Origin of the sequence: Flagellimonas okinawensis (assembly GCF_029194005.1) — a bacterium.
In the GTDB taxonomy this organism is placed as follows: Bacteria; Bacteroidota; Bacteroidia; order Flavobacteriales; family Flavobacteriaceae; genus Flagellimonas; species Flagellimonas okinawensis.
Genome location: NZ_JARFVA010000003.1, coordinates 169,980 through 185,808, shown reverse-complemented (window position 1 = coordinate 185,808; position 15,829 = coordinate 169,980). Strand labels below are relative to the sequence as shown.

The window sequence follows — 15,829 nt, the reverse complement described above, 5'->3', positions numbered from 1 at the left end:
ATTACTGTTTCCTGTGAGCCAAAACCACAGGCGGTTCCCCATTAAAAGGGTTGTGCATGCTCCCAATGGTCTTTGCGCCCATGGCCGAGGCGCGTAGTACGCTTCGACTTCCAAACCTGTTACGGACATGGTCCATGGCTTGGTAAAGGTTCAGGGTTTCCTCGGTGTCTTCAAAGAGGTTGATTTGGTAATTGCCCGAGACCAAATGACTGAATCGAATTCCGATGAGGCGTACCAACATCCGTTTGTTGTAAAGGGAATTGAACAGTTCCAAAATTTTTGGAATAAGTATATGGTCAGCACTCGTGTAAGGTATACGTGATTGTTTGGAATAAGTATTGAAATCGGAATACCTAATCTTCACAGCAATACAGGCCGTTAACTTATCACCTCGACGTAGCTGGTAGGCCAAATTCTCGGTCATGGCAATTAAAATGCCCCTTAGTTTGATGACATCGATAGTGTCCTTATCAAATGTTCTTTCGTTTGAAATGGATTTTCGGTCGTGGAACGGAATCACAGGTGTATTATCTATGCCATTGGCTCTTTTCCAGATGACTTGGCCGTTGGCGCCCAACACCCGTTGCATAATGTCCATGGGCATATCCTGAATGGTCTTTACTTGCCGTATGCCCAAATTTCTTAGGGTTTGATAGGTCTTGTCGCCCACCATCGGAATCTTTTTGATGGAAAGCGGAGCCAAAAAAGGTTTTTCCAGGCCAAAATCTATTTTAAGCTGATTGTTGGGTTTAGCTTCATTGGTCGCTACTTTGGAGACCACTTTATTCACCGATAAACCAAACGAAATAGGTAGTCCCGTTTCCCGAATGATTTTCTGGCGCATTTCCGTAGCATATTTGTAACAGCCAAAAAAGCGGTCCATTCCCGATAAGTCAGCATAGAACTCATCAATGCTCGATTTTTCGAAAAGGGGCACGTGTTCCTTAATGATTTCGGTGACCACGTCCGAATATTTGCTATACGTCCCCGCATTGCCACGAATCACCACGGCTTCCGGGCAAAGTTCCTTGGCCATCTTCATGGGCATGCCCGAATGCACCCCAAATCCACGGGTCTCATAGCTGCAAGCGGCCACGACACCACGGTCGCTGGTGCCGCCCACCAATAAGGGCTTGTTTTTAAGCTCTGTATTGATGATGCGCTCCACGGATACATAAAATGTATCCAAGTCTAGATGCAAAATCGTCTTTTCCATTGTTCAGTTGAAGGAAAGCTAAATTATGGAAATAATCCTATAAAATGGAAATAATCCATAAAATAGATATGAACAACTTTCGCTGCTATTTTTTCCGAAAAATCATTATATCTTTGTCACGTTGTGTTGGATTCCAGTCGCGATGATTGGAATCAGGTTGAAGCATCAAACCGATGCTCGCCAATGAAAGGCTTTCCTTTTGGAAGGCTTTTTTTGTTTGTGGTGGGGAGTGAAAAGATAAGTGTGGATGTCACCTCGAGCGCAGTCGAGAGGTGTAATATTTACGGTCTGGTATCTCGACTGCGCTCGATATGACCGATTAACCCATCAAACAATCAACTTCCAGAAACGCTATGTGCTACATGATGTACCAAAGAAGCGGCCAGTTTTGCCGTTTGCCCATCAATATCGTACTTCGGGTTCATTTCGGCAATGTCCATACTGATCAGTTTGCCAGATGCAATAATTGGCTTTAAACATTCCAAAACCATGTGAGGGGTAAAGCCCATGGGCGATGCCGCACTGACCCCGGGCGCAAAGGCAGAAGAAAATCCATCCAAATCAATACTGACATAAATATGGTCCACGTTTTTGGTAAAAGCATTGATCCATGTCGTGATTTCTTCCAATAGAGGAATTTGGAAGGTATCGTTCATCACATAGATCACATCGAGTTCCCTTGCTGTTTGGAAAAGGTTTCTGTCATTGGCATCTTTTCGGATGCCCAAACAGAGGAAATTAAAATCGATTCCTTCTTTTTTGCAGTCTTGGGCAATTTGAAAGAAAGGGGTTCCAGAATTGCCTTGTTCGGCATTTTTCTGCAAATCAAAATGTGCATCAAAATTGATAATGCCGATAGTCTGTCCCGTTTTTTTGCCGTCCAGGTATTTTTTGATGCCTTGGTAATGGCCATAGGCCAAATCGTGTCCGCCACCCAAAACTATCGGGAATTGTTTTTTCTCCAAAAGGGTTGTGACCGCTTCGGCAAGTTGCCCTTGTGCCGATTCCATATCGCTATTCGCACAGGTAATGGATCCTACATCGTGCAAAAGCACATTGCTCCCCAAATGGTTGGGCATTTTTGCAAAACTACTTTTAATGGAGTCTGGACCATCTTCAGCTCCAACACGACCTTGATTGCGGTGCACTCCGGCATCACAAGCATAGCCCAAAAGGGCAATGGATTTTTTCTGGGCTTCAGGAAGCTCATCCATGGGCGTACAATGCACTTTTTCGTGCAAATACAGCCATTTATTGGAGATTTTACCTGTCCAAATGTCTTTTTTCGGGGGGGCGTAGTGTTTCATCACATTAAAAAAGCTGGTCCAAAATATCGGACTCTACAAGATAAGGTAAAGTTACTTTTAAATTAGGTGAGCGCTCCATTTCTCGTTCAATCGCAAATCTGGCCTCTTTGTTGCGCGCCCAACTTCTACGGGAAATTCCATTGTTCACATCAAAGAACAGCATTTTCTTTAATCGGATGGAGGCTTCTTCAGAACCGTCGAGTACCATGCCAAATCCTCCATTAATGACCTCGCCCCAGCCAACGCCGCCACCATTGTGGATAGAAACCCATGTGGCACCTCTAAAACTATCACCTATCACATTTTGAATGGCCATATCGGCGGTGAACTTGCTGCCATCATAAATATTGCTAGTTTCCCTGAAGGGAGAATCCGTACCACTCACATCGTGATGGTCGCGTCCCAATACCACCGGAGCGCTGATTTCTCCTTTGGCAATGGCCGTGTTGAAGGTATCCGCAATCTTGCTTCGTCCCTCGGCATCGGCATAGAGTATTCGAGCTTGGGAACCTACTACCAATTTGTTTTGTTCCGCTTCAGAAATCCATTTGATATTGTCTTGCATTTGCTGCTGGATTTCTTCCGGAGCTTTGGATTTTATTTTTTTCATCACTTCAAGGGCGATGGCATCCGTTTTTTGAAGGTCCTTTGGGTCACCAGAGGTACATACCCATCGGAATGGTCCAAATCCGTAATCAAAACACATGGGCCCCAAAATATCCTGTACGTAGGAAGGGTACCTGAAATCGATATTGTTTTCAGCCATTACATCGCCACCTGCTCGGGAAACTTCCAATAAAAAGGCATTCCCATAATCAAAAAAGTAGGTCCCCTTTGCAGTGTGTTTGTTGATGGCATTGATTTGCCTTCGCAAAGATTCCTGTACTTTTTCCTTAAAGGCTTCTGGATTTTCAACCATTAAGGTGTTGGATTCTTCAAAAGAAAGGCCAACGGGATAGTAACCACCTGCCCATGGATTGTGCAAAGAGGTTTGGTCCGATCCCAATTGAACAAAAATGTCCTCCTCATAAAAACGTTCCCAAACATCCACCACATTACCGATATAGGCCAAGGAAACTACTTCTTTGTTTGCTACAGCTTCTTTGGTTCGAACCACTAATAGGTCCAAATCCACCAAAAGTTCATCTACCCAACCTTGGTCGTGACGTTTTTTGGCAGCTTCGGGGTTGACTTCAGCACAAATGGTGATACCACCAGCAATATTTCCTGCTTTGGGTTGGGCACCACTCATTCCCCCAAGTCCAGCGGTCAAGAAAATCTTGCCTTCGGGCGATTCGTTTTTGTCCAATACTTTTCGGAAAGCGTTCATGACCGTGATGGCCGTTCCGTGCACAATCCCCTGAGGACCGATGTACATATAGGAACCTGCCGTCATTTGCCCGTATTGGGTCACGCCCAATGCGTTGAAGCGTTCCCAGTCGTCGGGCTTGGAATAGTTGGGAATCATCATTCCATTGGTGACCACAACTCTTGGCGCTTCTTTGGATGACGGGAAAAGTCCCATCGGGTGACCTGAATACATGTTCAAGGTCTGTTCCTCGGTCATTTCCGCCAAATATTTCATGGTGAGTAGGTACTGTGCCCAGTTTTGGAATACCGCTCCATTTCCTCCGTAAGTGATGAGTTCCTCTGGATGTTGTGCTACGGCAGGGTCCAAATTGTTCTGGATCATCAGCATAATGGCAGCTGCTTGATGTGTTTTCGCCGGATATTCCGAAATGGGCCTTGCATACATCTCATAATCGGGCTTGAACCGATGCATGTAGATGCGACCATAGGTTTTTAGCTCCTGCGCAAATTCAGGGGCAAGCTCTTTGTGCCAAGTTTCGGGAAAATAACGTAGCGCATTTTGTACGGCCAGTTTTTTCTCTTCTTTGGAGAGGATATCTTTCCGTTTTGGCGCTGGATTCCCATTTTTAGGATAGGCCTTTTTTGAGGGTAACTGTTCGGGTATGCCTTGTAATATCTGTTGCTGAAATTCAGTCATAATTCAAATTTTTAGTGGATAGGAGCTCCTTTTTTCCAAACTTCACGTGGCTTTAATTGCCCTTGGTGATATGTGATTTCTTGATAATTATTGGTTGGGAAAACCACAAAATCTGCCATTGCACCGGCTTCCAGCTTCCCTCTGTCTTCCAATCGTAAAGCTGCTGCTGCCCTGGAAGTGATTCCTGCCAAAACTTCGGTATTGGAGAGTTTTTCGAATGTTCCCAAAATACTGGCTTGGGTCAACAGGTCGCCCATTGGGGCAGACCCTGGATTGTGGTCACTGGCAATGGACAAAGCACCGCCTGAATCCAAAATTTTGCGAGCAGGCGTGTAGGCACATCCTAAACCAAGGGATGCCCCTGGCAAAGCCGTGGCAATGGTATTGCTCTGGGCCAACAATTCAATTTCTTTTTCTGTGCTGGCCTCCAAATGGTCGGCACTTACGGCATCAAAATCTACAGCTACTTGTGTCCCTCCCGTGGTAAATTGGTCGGCGTGTACCGTAATATCAAATCCCATTTCCTTCGCCTTTTGAAAATAGGGTTTGATTTCCTCTGGAGAAAAAGCGCTTTCTTCAACAAAGGCATCTACACGGTTGGCCAAGTTTTCGGTTTTGATGATGGGGAACAGTTCATTGATGATTACGTCTAAATAATCCTTGTCCTGATTCCAATCTTTGGGCTTCATGTGGGCTGCCAAACAGGTCGGAACCAAAGTTGCATTTGAAGTTTCATTGGCCTGTTTGATGGCACGTAGCATTTTCAGTTCCTCATCCACGGAAAGGCCATAACCACTTTTCACTTCGATAGTAGTGACGCCATTATTGAGATGTTTTCGGCTTCTGGAAATGATGCCTGCTACCAATTCGTCTTGTGAAGCTTTTCGTGTTTGGGTTACCGTATCCCAGATACCGCCCCCTGCCTTGGCAATCTCCAAATAGGTTTTTCCGGCATTTCGGTAGGCATAGTCACGGGCACGCGTTCCACCAAAACAGATATGGGTGTGAGAATCCACAAAACCAGGTAGGCAAACATGTGCTCCTTCGATATGGTGGATGTCGACATCTTCGGATTTTAAATCATCAAAAACACCGACTTTGAGAATTTTTCCTTCGGAAATTAAAATCCCTCCATTTTCAATAATGGTCAATTGTTCATCTTTGAGGGCTCCTTTTAAGGGGAGTCCTGTCATGGGAAGCAATTGGGCAAATGGTCCTATTAATAGTGGTCTGTTCATTTTAGTATGTTTCAAATTCCTCAAGATGTGGTGCATCCCAAGTCAGTTCTTTTTCTTTCATTACCGATTCTACCAAATCTATGATTTCGCGATTTTGAATGATTTCTATTCCTTTTTCAATATCATCTGCAAAAACACGGTCGTTTTCGGCAAAAGCAACTTTGGTTCGAAGGAATGTATGGATTTCATCCAATACGATACCTGATTTTAATGGCTTTCTGTATTCAAACGCCTGTGCTGAGGTCAACAATTCAATAGCAAGGATTTTCTCGACGTTGCCAATAATGTTGAGCGCTTTTCTACCACTTATGGAGCCCATGCTCACATGATCTTCTTGTCCCAAAGAGGTGGGGATGCTATCCGCACTAGCGGGGAAGCACAGACTTTTGTTCTCACTGGCCAACGCAGCAGAAGTGTACTGTAAAATCATATACCCTGAGTTGATACCCGTGTCGTTCATCAATAACTTGGGGATACCGGGACTGTTTCCTTCAAGGGCCAGGTAAATGCGTCGGTCGGAGATGTTTCCAATTTCCGAAGCGGCCAAAGCGGCATAATCCAAGGCCATGGCCAAAGGCTGTCCATGGAAGTTACCTCCACTGATGGTAAGCTCATCATTGATAATTACAGGATTATCGGTAACGGAATTGAGTTCTATTTCCAATAAATCTTTAAAATGAAGCCAAGCATTGCGTGATGCGCCATGTACCTGTGGCATACAACGAAGGGAGTAGGGGTCCTGAACCCGTTCGCAGTCAATATGGTCCTCTAAAATCTCTGAACCTTGGAGCAATGTTCGGATTCTACCTGCTACATGCTGGTTGCCCTTAAAGGGTCGCAGTTTGTGCAATTCTTCAAAAAATGGCTTCATGGAACCTTGTAGTCCTTCGAGCATCATGGCACCGATGATGTCGGCATGGCGTAAGCAATCTTGTAGTTTATGAACCACCATCACCCCATGTGCAGCGATAAATTGGGTTCCATTGATCAATGCAAGTCCTTCTTTAGGACCCAGATCGAGCGGTTCCAACCCAGCTTGTTGAAATAGTTCTTGTGTTGGAATGGTCTTTCCTTGATACTCTACTTTGCCCAAACCTATCAATGGCAAAAATAAATGGGAAAGCGGTGCCAAATCCCCAGAAGCCCCAACCGAACCTTGTGAGGGAACCACGGGAATGGCATTGTTCTCCATGTGCCAGAGCATACGCTGTAAAGTAGTTTCGGCAATACCTGAAAAACCTTTGGCCAAGGCATGGATTTTTAGGATCAGCATAATTTTCGCCAATTGCGTGGATATTGGGTCGCCAACTCCTACGCTATGGCTCTGTAGAATATTGGATTGAAGGATTTTGGTATCCTCCTTGGAAATTTTGGTGTTGCACAAAGGTCCGAAGCCTGTGTTGATGCCATACACCGTATCGCCTTTTTCCACGATACGCTGTACCCGTTGGTAACTTGCATTCACATTTTTCAGGCATTTATCGGAAAAAATGCCTTTAATGGTTCCTTTGGCCAAACCCAACGCTATACTTGCGGTTAAATGGTCTTCGCCAAATTGAAATGTTAGGTCTTTCGCCATGCTTTTATCTTTTCCATAAAATTAGGAGTTATGATTAATAATCACCAATACTTATTTTTGTAACAATCAATAAGTATGAATTATCAAATAGAACTTAGACATTTCATCTATTTTTTAGCTGTGGCCGAAGAGCTTCACTATAGAAAGGCTGCCGAAAAGTTGTTTATTTCCCAACCCGGTTTGAGTACGCAAATCAAACAAATGGAGGAGATACTGGGAACGCAACTTTTTGTAAGGGACAAGAAAAAAGTGAGTCTGACCCCAGCAGGTGAGTTTTTAAAAAAAGAGGTGGAATTTATTTTGAATCATCTCGATCAGACCAAAAAGCAAGTGAAGCTTATCGGTGATGGACAATTGGGGGAGGTGAGGATAGGTTTTTTGGGTTCTGCTATGCAGAATGTGGTTCCCAATTTGTTGTTGGGCTTGAAAGTAAAGTACCCTACCGTCCATACAACTTTGGAGGAACTGTCCAACCGGGCACAAATCAATGCAATTTTGGCCGATCGTTTGGATTTGGGCTTTGTACGATTGTCAAGGGTGCCCAAAGGTTTGGATGTGAAGCCTGTTTTCGAGGATACCTTTTCCTTGGTCTTGCCAGAAGACCATCCTTTGGATGAAGATGGTTTTAAAAACGTCAATCAGGTAGCGGATGAGGATTTTATCCTTTTCTCACAAGATTATAGTCCCATGTACTACGATACGGTGTTGAGTATTTGCGAGGACAGCGGTTTTATTCCCAACGTTTCCCATAAATCGGTTCATGCACAGACCATTTTTAAATTGGTGGAGAATAGATTGGGTATTGCGATTGTGCCGACAACGCTTCAATATGGATTTCAGATGAAAGTCAAGTTCATCGAAATGAAAAAAATAAAACAGCGAGCAGTATTGAGCATGGTCTGGAAAACGGACAACAGAAATCCTGCGCTGCAAAAGTGTATGGATTTACTTATGAAATTATGATGGTAACATTTTGGGGAGTAACTTTGGAATTCAACTTAATACAGTATTATGATTTTTGATTTGATCAAGGAAAGGAGAAGTATTTTTCCACCTCAATTTATCGATAAGCCTATTTCCAAAGAGACCATTGAAAAAATTTTAGAGGCCGCCAATTGGGCGCCGACCCACAAGAAAACAGAACCTTGGCGTTTCAAAGTGCTTTTGGGGGAAAAGAAAAAGGAATTGGGTGCTTTTTTGTCCAATAAATATCAAGAAGTGGATGCCAACCCAAAACAGATGACAATCAAAAAATTGCAATTTAACCCATCAAATTCTGGGGCTGTTATTGCAATTTGTATGCAACGCGACCCGAAGGAAAGCTTGCCAGAGTGGGAGGAAGTTGCAGCCGTGGCCATGGCGGTCCAAAACATGTGGTTATGCTGTACGGAACTAGGTATTGGTAGTTATTGGGCTTCTCCTGGACTCATTAAATTCATGGATGAGTTCTTTGATTTGAACGAAGGAGAAAAATGTCTGGGCTTTTTCTATATGGGTTATTTTGATGGTGAGGTAATACCATCGGCCAGAACTCCTATTTCTGAAAAAACAAAGTGGTTGGACTAACTAAAAGTAAAAAGGTCGCCAGCATACTTTACGGTTATGTAGACATAGAAAACGGTATACATAACGGTAACGACAAGTTTCATAAACGTGCCGGTTAAAAAGCCTAAAAAAGAACCGAAAGCCGCCTTCATGGCGGTTTTTTTATTGGCCTTGTTCAGCAATTCACCCACAAGAGCCCCAATAAAAGGCCAAATGATAATGCCTAGAGGACCAAAAATGGGAACAAAAAGGGCCACAAGTAAACCTATGATGGTTCCCCACATGCCAAATTTACTGCCGCCAAACCGTTTGGTGCCCATGGCAGGTATCACATAATCCAAAATGGTAATGGTAATGGCTATTACAAAGGTCACTCCCAAAATCCACCAATTATCGGGTACGGCTTTGGTCAAATACAGTAACAACAATCCGACCCAACTAATGGGAGGGCCTGGCAATACCGGCAAAAAGCTGCCAAGTATGCCAACCAGCATCAAAAGAAACCCTAAAATGAGCAATGCAATGTCCATGGCTGTGTTTTACTGTTAGACAAATGTAACCGACAATTGTTACAAACAAAATCAAAATAAAACCCTACCCTTAATTTTTTCGTAGGTAAATTTGAAACCGATTATCAAGCGTTCGTGAATCCGAATAAAGCACATACAAAATCAAAGTTTATCCGAATAGGATGCGCAGCAATGTGCATGTTTTATCTGCTCGGGCTTTTTAATGGGTTGGTAGTGGAGACTCTTCACGAAGTCTCGCATGTTTTGGCTCCCAAGACCCACCATCATAATTTTGCCTCGGATCACGAAGCAATCGATTATTCTTCGTTAGAGGCCATGGCTGGGCACTCACACGAAGCTTTGGAAGCCTTAAAGGAATTGTTGGAGGCCAATCAGCCGGATAAACAAGAATCCAAAGATGAAATTAGTCTTAAACTGGATAAACATTTTGCTGAAGAAACCATTATGACGCCGAAATTGATTACGTCGCCAATCCTTGACAGCAATTGGGCGTACCAATGCCTAACTTCTTTTTGGTATCGAAGTATAACTACGCCCCCTCCCCAACATAGTTGAAAAATAGCTAGACCAATTTTTAAGAACGGGTTCTAATCTTTTTTGGAACTGGTCTAGTAATCCTATTGTTCAGACTTATTTATCAAATCAAATCAAATTAAAAGACAACGACATGAAATATTTTATGGCGGTTTTGTCCATGTTATTCATGGGCACTATTGCTGCGCAAAACGTGGAGGGAAAATTGGTGGATGAAGCCGGTTCCCCAATAGAGGATGCTGGAATTTTCAACAAGACCAGTGGTCAACATAGCCATACCGATGGAACAGGACATTTTGTTCTGGATAGGACCTCGGTCAACGATACCATTTACTTTTCCAGATTGGGATATGCTACTTTAACCAAAGTGGTGACCCCATCCGATCTACAGAATCCGATTACCATTGTGCTGGAAGAGAGCTCCATTTCTTTGGATCAAGTGGTTTTGGTATCCCAAGTGGATGCCTTGAGCCGAGTGGTGGATGTGGATGTAAAGACGAACCCTGTAAAATCCTCACAGGAAATTTTAAGGAAGGTTCCCGGGTTGATTATTGGCCAACACGCTGGTGGTGGAAAGGCCGAGCAGATATTTTTACGGGGTTTTGATGTAGATCACGGGACCGATGTGGCCATTAATGTGGATGGAATGCCGGTGAATATGGTGTCTCATGCCCACGGACAAGGGTATGCCGATCTCCACTTTGTGATTCCGGAGACTATAGAAAATGTAGATTTTGGCAAAGGACCTTATTATGCGGATCAAGGAAACTTTAATACGGCGGGATATGTCAATTTAAAACTGAGAAAGAGCTTGGATAAAAGCATGCTCTCCACCGAAGTGGGACAGTTTGGTGCCCGTAGGTTCATGGGAATGTTCAATGTAATGGATAACCAAAATAGCAATGCCTATTTGGCTTCCGAATTGTATTTGACGGATGGTCCGTTTGAATCCCCGCAGAACTTTAATCGAATCAATATTTTGGGTAGATACCGATATGCATTGCCTGGTGAGCAAGAGCTATTGTTGACGGCCTCGCACTTTTCCAGCAAATGGGATGCATCGGGCCAAATACCGCAACGAGCTGTTGACCAAGGCTTGATAGGTCGTTTTGGCGCCATCGATGATACCGAGGGTGGACAAACGAGCCGGACCAATTTTGTTTTGAACCATAACAAGAATTTGGGGACTGGGAAATCAATCAATACTATGGCATTTGTTTCCCATTATGATTTTGAATTGTATTCCAACTTTACGTTTTTCTTGGAAGATCCTGTGAACAGTGACCAAATCAAACAGTTTGAAGACCGAATGATGGCTGGTGCCAAGACTGTCTATCAGAATAACTCTGCCAATTTGGGCGGTATGGGATTCAAATACAATGCGGGAATCGGTTTTAGATATGATAATGTGGACGACAATCAATTGTCCCGGACACTGAACCGTCAGGAATTGTTGGAACGTCTAGCTTATGGCGATGTGGATGAGGTAAATGGCTATGCCTTTGCTGGCGCCGAGTTTAAATCCGGCAAGTTTACATTCGAGCCTGCACTTCGGTTGGACTATTTTAGGTTCGATTACATCAACAAGATAAGCGAACTGTACGATAGCCGTAGTGAGGAAAAAGTAGCTTTTAGCCCAAAGTTCAATACCATTTATAGCGTAAACGAGAATACCCAGTTGTTCTTGAAGACTGGAATTGGATTTCACTCCAATGATACCCGGGTGGTCGTAGCCAACGGGGGCGAAGAGATTCTGCCGGCAGCCTACGGGGTGGATTTGGGAACCATAATAAGGCCAGCGGATAAATTGGTCTTGAACGCCACTTTGTGGACCTTGTTCTTGGATCAAGAGTTCGTGTACGTTGGGGATGCCGCCATTGTGGAACCCAGTGGAAAAACCAGAAGAATGGGGGTTGAAGTAGGGGCCAGATACCAACCTTTGGATTGGCTTTACCTGTTTACGGATGCCAACTACACCCATGCTCGCAGCACTGAAGAAGCCGATGGGGAAGATTATATTCCATTGGCCCCCGATTTTACCATGGCTGGAGGAGTCAGCTTGGGAGGCAATCAAGGCTTTTCGGGAGGATTGAACTACAGGTATATCGATGATAGACCAGCAAACGAGGACAATTCCATAGTGGCCGAAGGCTACTTTGTGACCGACGCCACCTTGAATTATAGTGTGAATAATTGGACCTTTGGACTGATTGTGGAAAACCTGTTCGATACCGAATGGAACGAAACCCAATTTGCCACGGAAAGCCGTTTGTTCAACGAACCTAACTCTTTTGAAGAGATTCATTTTACGCCGGGCACACCTTTTTACTTGCGAGGAAAGGTGACCGTGACTTTTTAAATATATATCCGCCAGTATACTACGCTGGCGGATTTTTAAACCATTTTTCAACTAAAAAATTAGTTTAAACTAAATATTTAGTTATATTTGCTTCATATTGAACTAAAAAGTTAGTTGAAAAATGAAACAGCTCACCAAGGCAGAAGAAGAAGTAATGCAGCTCCTTTGGAAAATTGAAAAGGGGAATGTGGCCGCAATTTTGGAAGAATTGCCAGAACCCAAACCAGCATATAATACCGTATCCACCATTGTTCGGATTTTGGAGGACAAAGGCTTTGTGTCGCATGAGAAAGTGGGGAAGGGACATGTGTACTTTCCTTTGATGAAAAAGGAAGAGTACAGCAATCAACGGTTGAATACATTGATGGATGGCTATTTCCAAGGTTCCTTTTCCAGTATGGTATCCTTTTTTATGAAGAAGAACGATATCAGTTTAAAGGAACTTGAAGAGATTATGAAGAACGTTAAAGACAAAGAGCAATGATTACTTACCTATTAGAATCTTTAGCGTTTCAACTTGTTTTTTTGTTGGCCTACGACCTTTTTCTAAAGAAAGAGACCTTTTTTCAATGGAACCGTGTATATCTCTTAGGCACGTTTGCTCTTTCCCTCATATTGCCTTGGGTAAAAATTCAAGCCCTACAAACTTCGATGCCAGAACCATTGGAAACAACAACCATATTTCTTGCTCAACTGAACGGGGTAGTACTTGGTCCAGGAGCGGAAGAAACCAGTTTCTTGGAACGCATCTCTTGGCCATATTTGGCATTGGGTGCGGGAAGCATTTTGGCAGCTATTTGGTTCGCCTACAAATTGATTCAAATAGGCAAGCTCAGAAATAGGAGTATCGTAGAGAATTATAAGGATTTCACAAAGGTCACGGTGCCTAAGAGTACTTCCGCTTTCTCCTTTTTCCGAAATATTTTTATGGGGGATGAGATCAAAAAAGAAAAAGAGGCCAATATTCTGGCCCACGAATTGGTGCACGTAAAGCAATGGCATTCTTTGGACCTGCTCTTTTTTGAACTTGCAAGAATCGTCTTTTGGTTCAATCCATTGGTGTACATCTACCAGAACAGGGTTGCAGAACTTCACGAATTCATTGCCGATGAAAAAGCCGTGAAGCAAAATAAGGCCGCGCATTTTGAAATGCTGTTGTCCGAAGCGTTCCAAACACAGAACATCAGTTTTGTGAATCAATTTTTTAATAAATCACTAATCAAAAAACGAATAGTCATGTTACAAAAGAAGAAGTCCAAGGCTGTATGGCAGTTAAAGTATGTATTGTTGTTGCCCATGGTATTGGGTATGTTGGTATATACGTCCTGTGAGAGCGAAACTGAATCAAAAACCGATAAAATTGGAGTAGTTCCAGATAAAAAACAGGTAAATGTAGATGACGACGGAGAAAATAACATAGTCACTTTAAAAGTGGGTGATCTTGGAGCATTAACGGAAGATGAAAAATATAAACGAGCTCAACTTTTGGAAGAATTAAGAAGTAACAAAGAGGTATCCACATTGGAAATAGTGGATAGTAAAAATATCAAGCTAAGAATGACAGTAAACATGGATGAGAGTATCATAAATGAAGATGCTATTTCTATTCCTTTTGCAGTTATCGACGAGGTACCTATTTTTCCGGGTTGTGAAGATGCAACGGATAAAAAAGCTTGTTTCCAAGAAAAAATGCAAGCCCATATCCGCAAAAACTTTCATTATCCCGAATTAGCTCAAGAACAAGGAATTCAAGGAAGGGTCTCCTCTATATTGATAATAGATACTGAAGGTAACGTTGTGGATATCAGAATGAGAGGGCCTCACGAGCTTTTGGAAAGGGAAACCGAACGCATTTTGTCCAAACTACCTCAAATGCAGCCAGGAAAACATGAGGGAGAAACGGTTAAAGTCCCTTTTTCTATTCCAATTACGTTTAGGCTGCAGGGAAATGATGATGAAGAACTAAACAAAGAGATTCAAAATTTTGGTAAGCGAGGTGAGAATTGGGTTCCTTTTACAGCTATTGATGAAGCACCTATTTTTCCTGGATGCGAGAATGCTTCCGACAAACGAGCCTGTTTCTTGGAAAATGTACAAAGACATGTCCGTAAGCACTTTAGGTATCCGGAAGAAGCCCAGGAACAGGGGATACAAGGGCGAGTCGCCATAATGTTCGGTATCAGTGCGGATGGGGATATAGTGGATATCAAATCAAAAGGGCCAAGTCCTATTTTGGAGGCGGAAGCACACAGAATAATTGCGAGATTGCCCAAGATGGAACCTGCACGACAGGAAGGAAAGCCGGCCGATGTAATATTTTCCATTCCCATAACTTTTAAATTAAAATAAACCGTCCAATTGAAGATTATATTTGTTCTCTTTCTGTTCATATATCTTAAAGCCGGTGCCCAAACATCGGCTTTAGCAATGGCGGATAGTCTGTATGCCGTTGGAAATTATACCACCTCCATCAATGCTTACGCAAAGGTTGGGGATAAAATATCAAACCTTCAGATAGCAAGGGCCTACAATGCCATAGGCAACTTCGATAAAGCAATCGTACAATACACTGCTGTTTTGGACAACAGCCCTGAATTTGAATTGGCACGTTTTGAACTGGGCAAGCTATTATTGAAAACAAAAAATTATGGATCTGCATTGGAGATGTTTCAGGTATTGACTTCGTCCAAGCAACAGAATCCCGAGTACTTCTATTATCTGGGTCGAACTTACGAATCCTTAGGTAAAACAAATGAATCAAACAAGGCGTTCAAGACCGCAGTGGGATTGGACAGCACACACTTACGGAGCTTGTATGCATTGGGCAAATATTATGTGGGTCAAGAAATCAAGGATTCCGCACTTGTTTATATTGATAAGGGGTTGCGATTTTACGAGAACGATGTGGCCATGATCAATTTAAAGGCATTGGCCTATTTTAATAATGGTCAGTTTCAATTGGCTATTCCCCATTTTGAGCGATTGTTGGAATTAGGGGAGCAAAAACCTTTTGTTTATGAGAAACTGGCGTATTGTTATTTCCGAAACTGGGAACCGGAAAAGGCATTGGCAACGTATCATAGGTTAGAATCTTTCCCTGATAAATTGGCAGCAGCTTATTCTGGATTGGGAGATGTATTTTTTAAGGAAAAAGAGTTGGACAGTGCCCAATACTATATCGAAAAGTCCATAGAGGAGCGAATGGCTTACTTTCCACAGGAATATGCAAGCCTAGGCCGCATCGCTCGATTAAAGGGACACACCAAAAAGTCCATGGATTATTATGTAAAGGCGTGGGAAGAGAACAAGGATAATTATTATAACTACTATCAAGTATGTGTTTTGGCCGACGAATACTATAAGGACCCCAAAACTGGATTAAACTATTACGAAAAGTTGCTCGAAATGTACCCCGATCTAGTTCCTTGGTTAAAGGAAAGGGTAACAAACCGTATCAGTGAGATAAAGGAGGAAATCCATTTTGCCAGCAACTGATTTCTTCAAAATGTCGTA

The 15,829-nt window shown here is 43.0% G+C and carries 13 protein-coding genes; 7 read left to right on the top strand and 6 right to left on the bottom strand.

Going from position 1 to position 15,829, the window contains the following annotated elements; genetic code table 11:
* Nucleotide 1: 1 nt before the first annotated feature.
* From dinB to hutH, 5 genes are all read right to left on the bottom strand, one after another.
* Complete coding sequence (dinB, locus tag PY091_RS10390) at nucleotides 2-1,216, bottom strand: DNA polymerase IV (RefSeq protein ID WP_275649600.1); 1,215 nt, start codon at nucleotides 1,214-1,216, stop codon at nucleotides 2-4.
* Between the two features lie 335 nt (nucleotides 1,217-1,551).
* The gene (gene hutG / locus PY091_RS10385) at nucleotides 1,552-2,523 is read right to left on the bottom strand and encodes a formimidoylglutamase (RefSeq protein ID WP_275649599.1); all 972 of its coding nucleotides are present in this window, start codon (nucleotides 2,521-2,523) and stop codon (nucleotides 1,552-1,554) included.
* Between the two features lie 4 nt (nucleotides 2,524-2,527).
* A complete protein-coding gene (locus PY091_RS10380; RefSeq protein ID WP_275649598.1) occupies nucleotides 2,528-4,531 on the bottom strand; it encodes a urocanate hydratase in 2,004 nt (667 codons plus the stop codon).
* An 11-nt stretch (nucleotides 4,532-4,542) separates the two neighbouring features.
* A complete protein-coding gene (gene hutI, locus PY091_RS10375; RefSeq protein WP_275649597.1) occupies nucleotides 4,543-5,769 on the bottom strand; it encodes an imidazolonepropionase in 1,227 nt (408 codons plus the stop codon).
* Between the two features lies 1 nt (nucleotide 5,770).
* Entirely contained in the window at nucleotides 5,771-7,348 is a 1,578-nt protein-coding gene (hutH, locus tag PY091_RS10370) for a histidine ammonia-lyase (protein WP_275649596.1), read from the bottom strand.
* 75 nt (nucleotides 7,349-7,423) lie between these two features.
* Here hutH and PY091_RS10365 point away from each other — a divergent pair, with 75 nt between their 5' ends.
* Entirely contained in the window at nucleotides 7,424-8,311 is an 888-nt protein-coding gene (locus PY091_RS10365; protein ID WP_275649595.1) for a LysR family transcriptional regulator, read from the top strand.
* Between the two features lie 48 nt (nucleotides 8,312-8,359).
* Nucleotides 8,360-8,914, top strand: coding sequence for a nitroreductase family protein (locus PY091_RS10360; protein WP_275649594.1), 555 nt, complete (start codon nucleotides 8,360-8,362; stop codon nucleotides 8,912-8,914).
* On the opposite strand, the gene PY091_RS10355 is transcribed toward PY091_RS10360, so the two are convergent.
* On the bottom strand, nucleotides 8,911-9,423 hold the full coding sequence (locus tag PY091_RS10355) for a DUF456 domain-containing protein (RefSeq protein ID WP_275649593.1): 513 nt from the start codon (nucleotides 9,421-9,423) through the stop codon (nucleotides 8,911-8,913). The genes PY091_RS10360 and PY091_RS10355 overlap by 4 nt on opposite strands.
* 171 nt (nucleotides 9,424-9,594) lie before the next feature.
* Here PY091_RS10355 and PY091_RS10350 point away from each other — a divergent pair, with 171 nt between their 5' ends.
* The 5 genes from PY091_RS10350 (at nucleotide 9,595) to PY091_RS10330 (ending at nucleotide 15,811) form a co-directional block, all read left to right on the top strand.
* Nucleotides 9,595-9,978 carry a hypothetical protein gene (locus tag PY091_RS10350; protein ID WP_275649592.1) on the top strand — a complete coding sequence of 128 codons (384 nt, stop codon included), beginning with the start codon at nucleotides 9,595-9,597 and terminating at the stop codon, nucleotides 9,976-9,978.
* A 112-nt stretch (nucleotides 9,979-10,090) separates the two neighbouring features.
* On the top strand, nucleotides 10,091-12,316 hold the full coding sequence (locus PY091_RS10345) for a TonB-dependent receptor (RefSeq protein WP_275649591.1): 2,226 nt from the start codon (nucleotides 10,091-10,093) through the stop codon (nucleotides 12,314-12,316).
* 121 nt (nucleotides 12,317-12,437) lie between these two features.
* A complete protein-coding gene (locus PY091_RS10340; RefSeq protein ID WP_275649590.1) occupies nucleotides 12,438-12,800 on the top strand; it encodes a BlaI/MecI/CopY family transcriptional regulator in 363 nt (120 codons plus the stop codon).
* Nucleotides 12,797-14,665: a M56 family metallopeptidase gene (locus tag PY091_RS10335; RefSeq protein WP_275649589.1), complete on the top strand. Its 1,869-nt coding sequence runs from the start codon at nucleotides 12,797-12,799 to the stop codon at nucleotides 14,663-14,665. The genes PY091_RS10340 and PY091_RS10335 overlap by 4 nt, the downstream gene beginning before the upstream one ends.
* Before the next feature lie 9 nt (nucleotides 14,666-14,674).
* Nucleotides 14,675-15,811, top strand: coding sequence for a tetratricopeptide repeat protein (locus tag PY091_RS10330; protein ID WP_275649588.1), 1,137 nt, complete (start codon nucleotides 14,675-14,677; stop codon nucleotides 15,809-15,811).
* Nucleotides 15,812-15,829 lie beyond the last annotated feature (18 nt).

Bases quoted from the DNA above. Each gene is read 5' to 3' on its own strand.
- dinB (WP_275649600.1), bottom strand. From the start codon at position 1,216: ATGGAAAAGACGATTTTGCATCTAGACTTGGATACATTTTATGTATCC.
- hutG (WP_275649599.1), bottom strand. From the start codon at position 2,523: ATGAAACACTACGCCCCCCCGAAAAAAGACATTTGGACAGGTAAAATC.
- PY091_RS10380 (WP_275649598.1), bottom strand. From the start codon at position 4,531: ATGACTGAATTTCAGCAACAGATATTACAAGGCATACCCGAACAGTTA.
- hutI (WP_275649597.1), bottom strand. From the start codon at position 5,769: ATGAACAGACCACTATTAATAGGACCATTTGCCCAATTGCTTCCCATG.
- hutH (WP_275649596.1), bottom strand. From the start codon at position 7,348: ATGGCGAAAGACCTAACATTTCAATTTGGCGAAGACCATTTAACCGCA.
- PY091_RS10365 (WP_275649595.1), top strand. From the start codon at position 7,424: ATGAATTATCAAATAGAACTTAGACATTTCATCTATTTTTTAGCTGTG.
- PY091_RS10360 (WP_275649594.1), top strand. From the start codon at position 8,360: ATGATTTTTGATTTGATCAAGGAAAGGAGAAGTATTTTTCCACCTCAA.
- PY091_RS10355 (WP_275649593.1), bottom strand. From the start codon at position 9,423: ATGGACATTGCATTGCTCATTTTAGGGTTTCTTTTGATGCTGGTTGGC.
- PY091_RS10350 (WP_275649592.1), top strand. From the start codon at position 9,595: ATGTGCATGTTTTATCTGCTCGGGCTTTTTAATGGGTTGGTAGTGGAG.
- PY091_RS10345 (WP_275649591.1), top strand. From the start codon at position 10,091: ATGAAATATTTTATGGCGGTTTTGTCCATGTTATTCATGGGCACTATT.
- PY091_RS10340 (WP_275649590.1), top strand. From the start codon at position 12,438: ATGAAACAGCTCACCAAGGCAGAAGAAGAAGTAATGCAGCTCCTTTGG.
- PY091_RS10335 (WP_275649589.1), top strand. From the start codon at position 12,797: ATGATTACTTACCTATTAGAATCTTTAGCGTTTCAACTTGTTTTTTTG.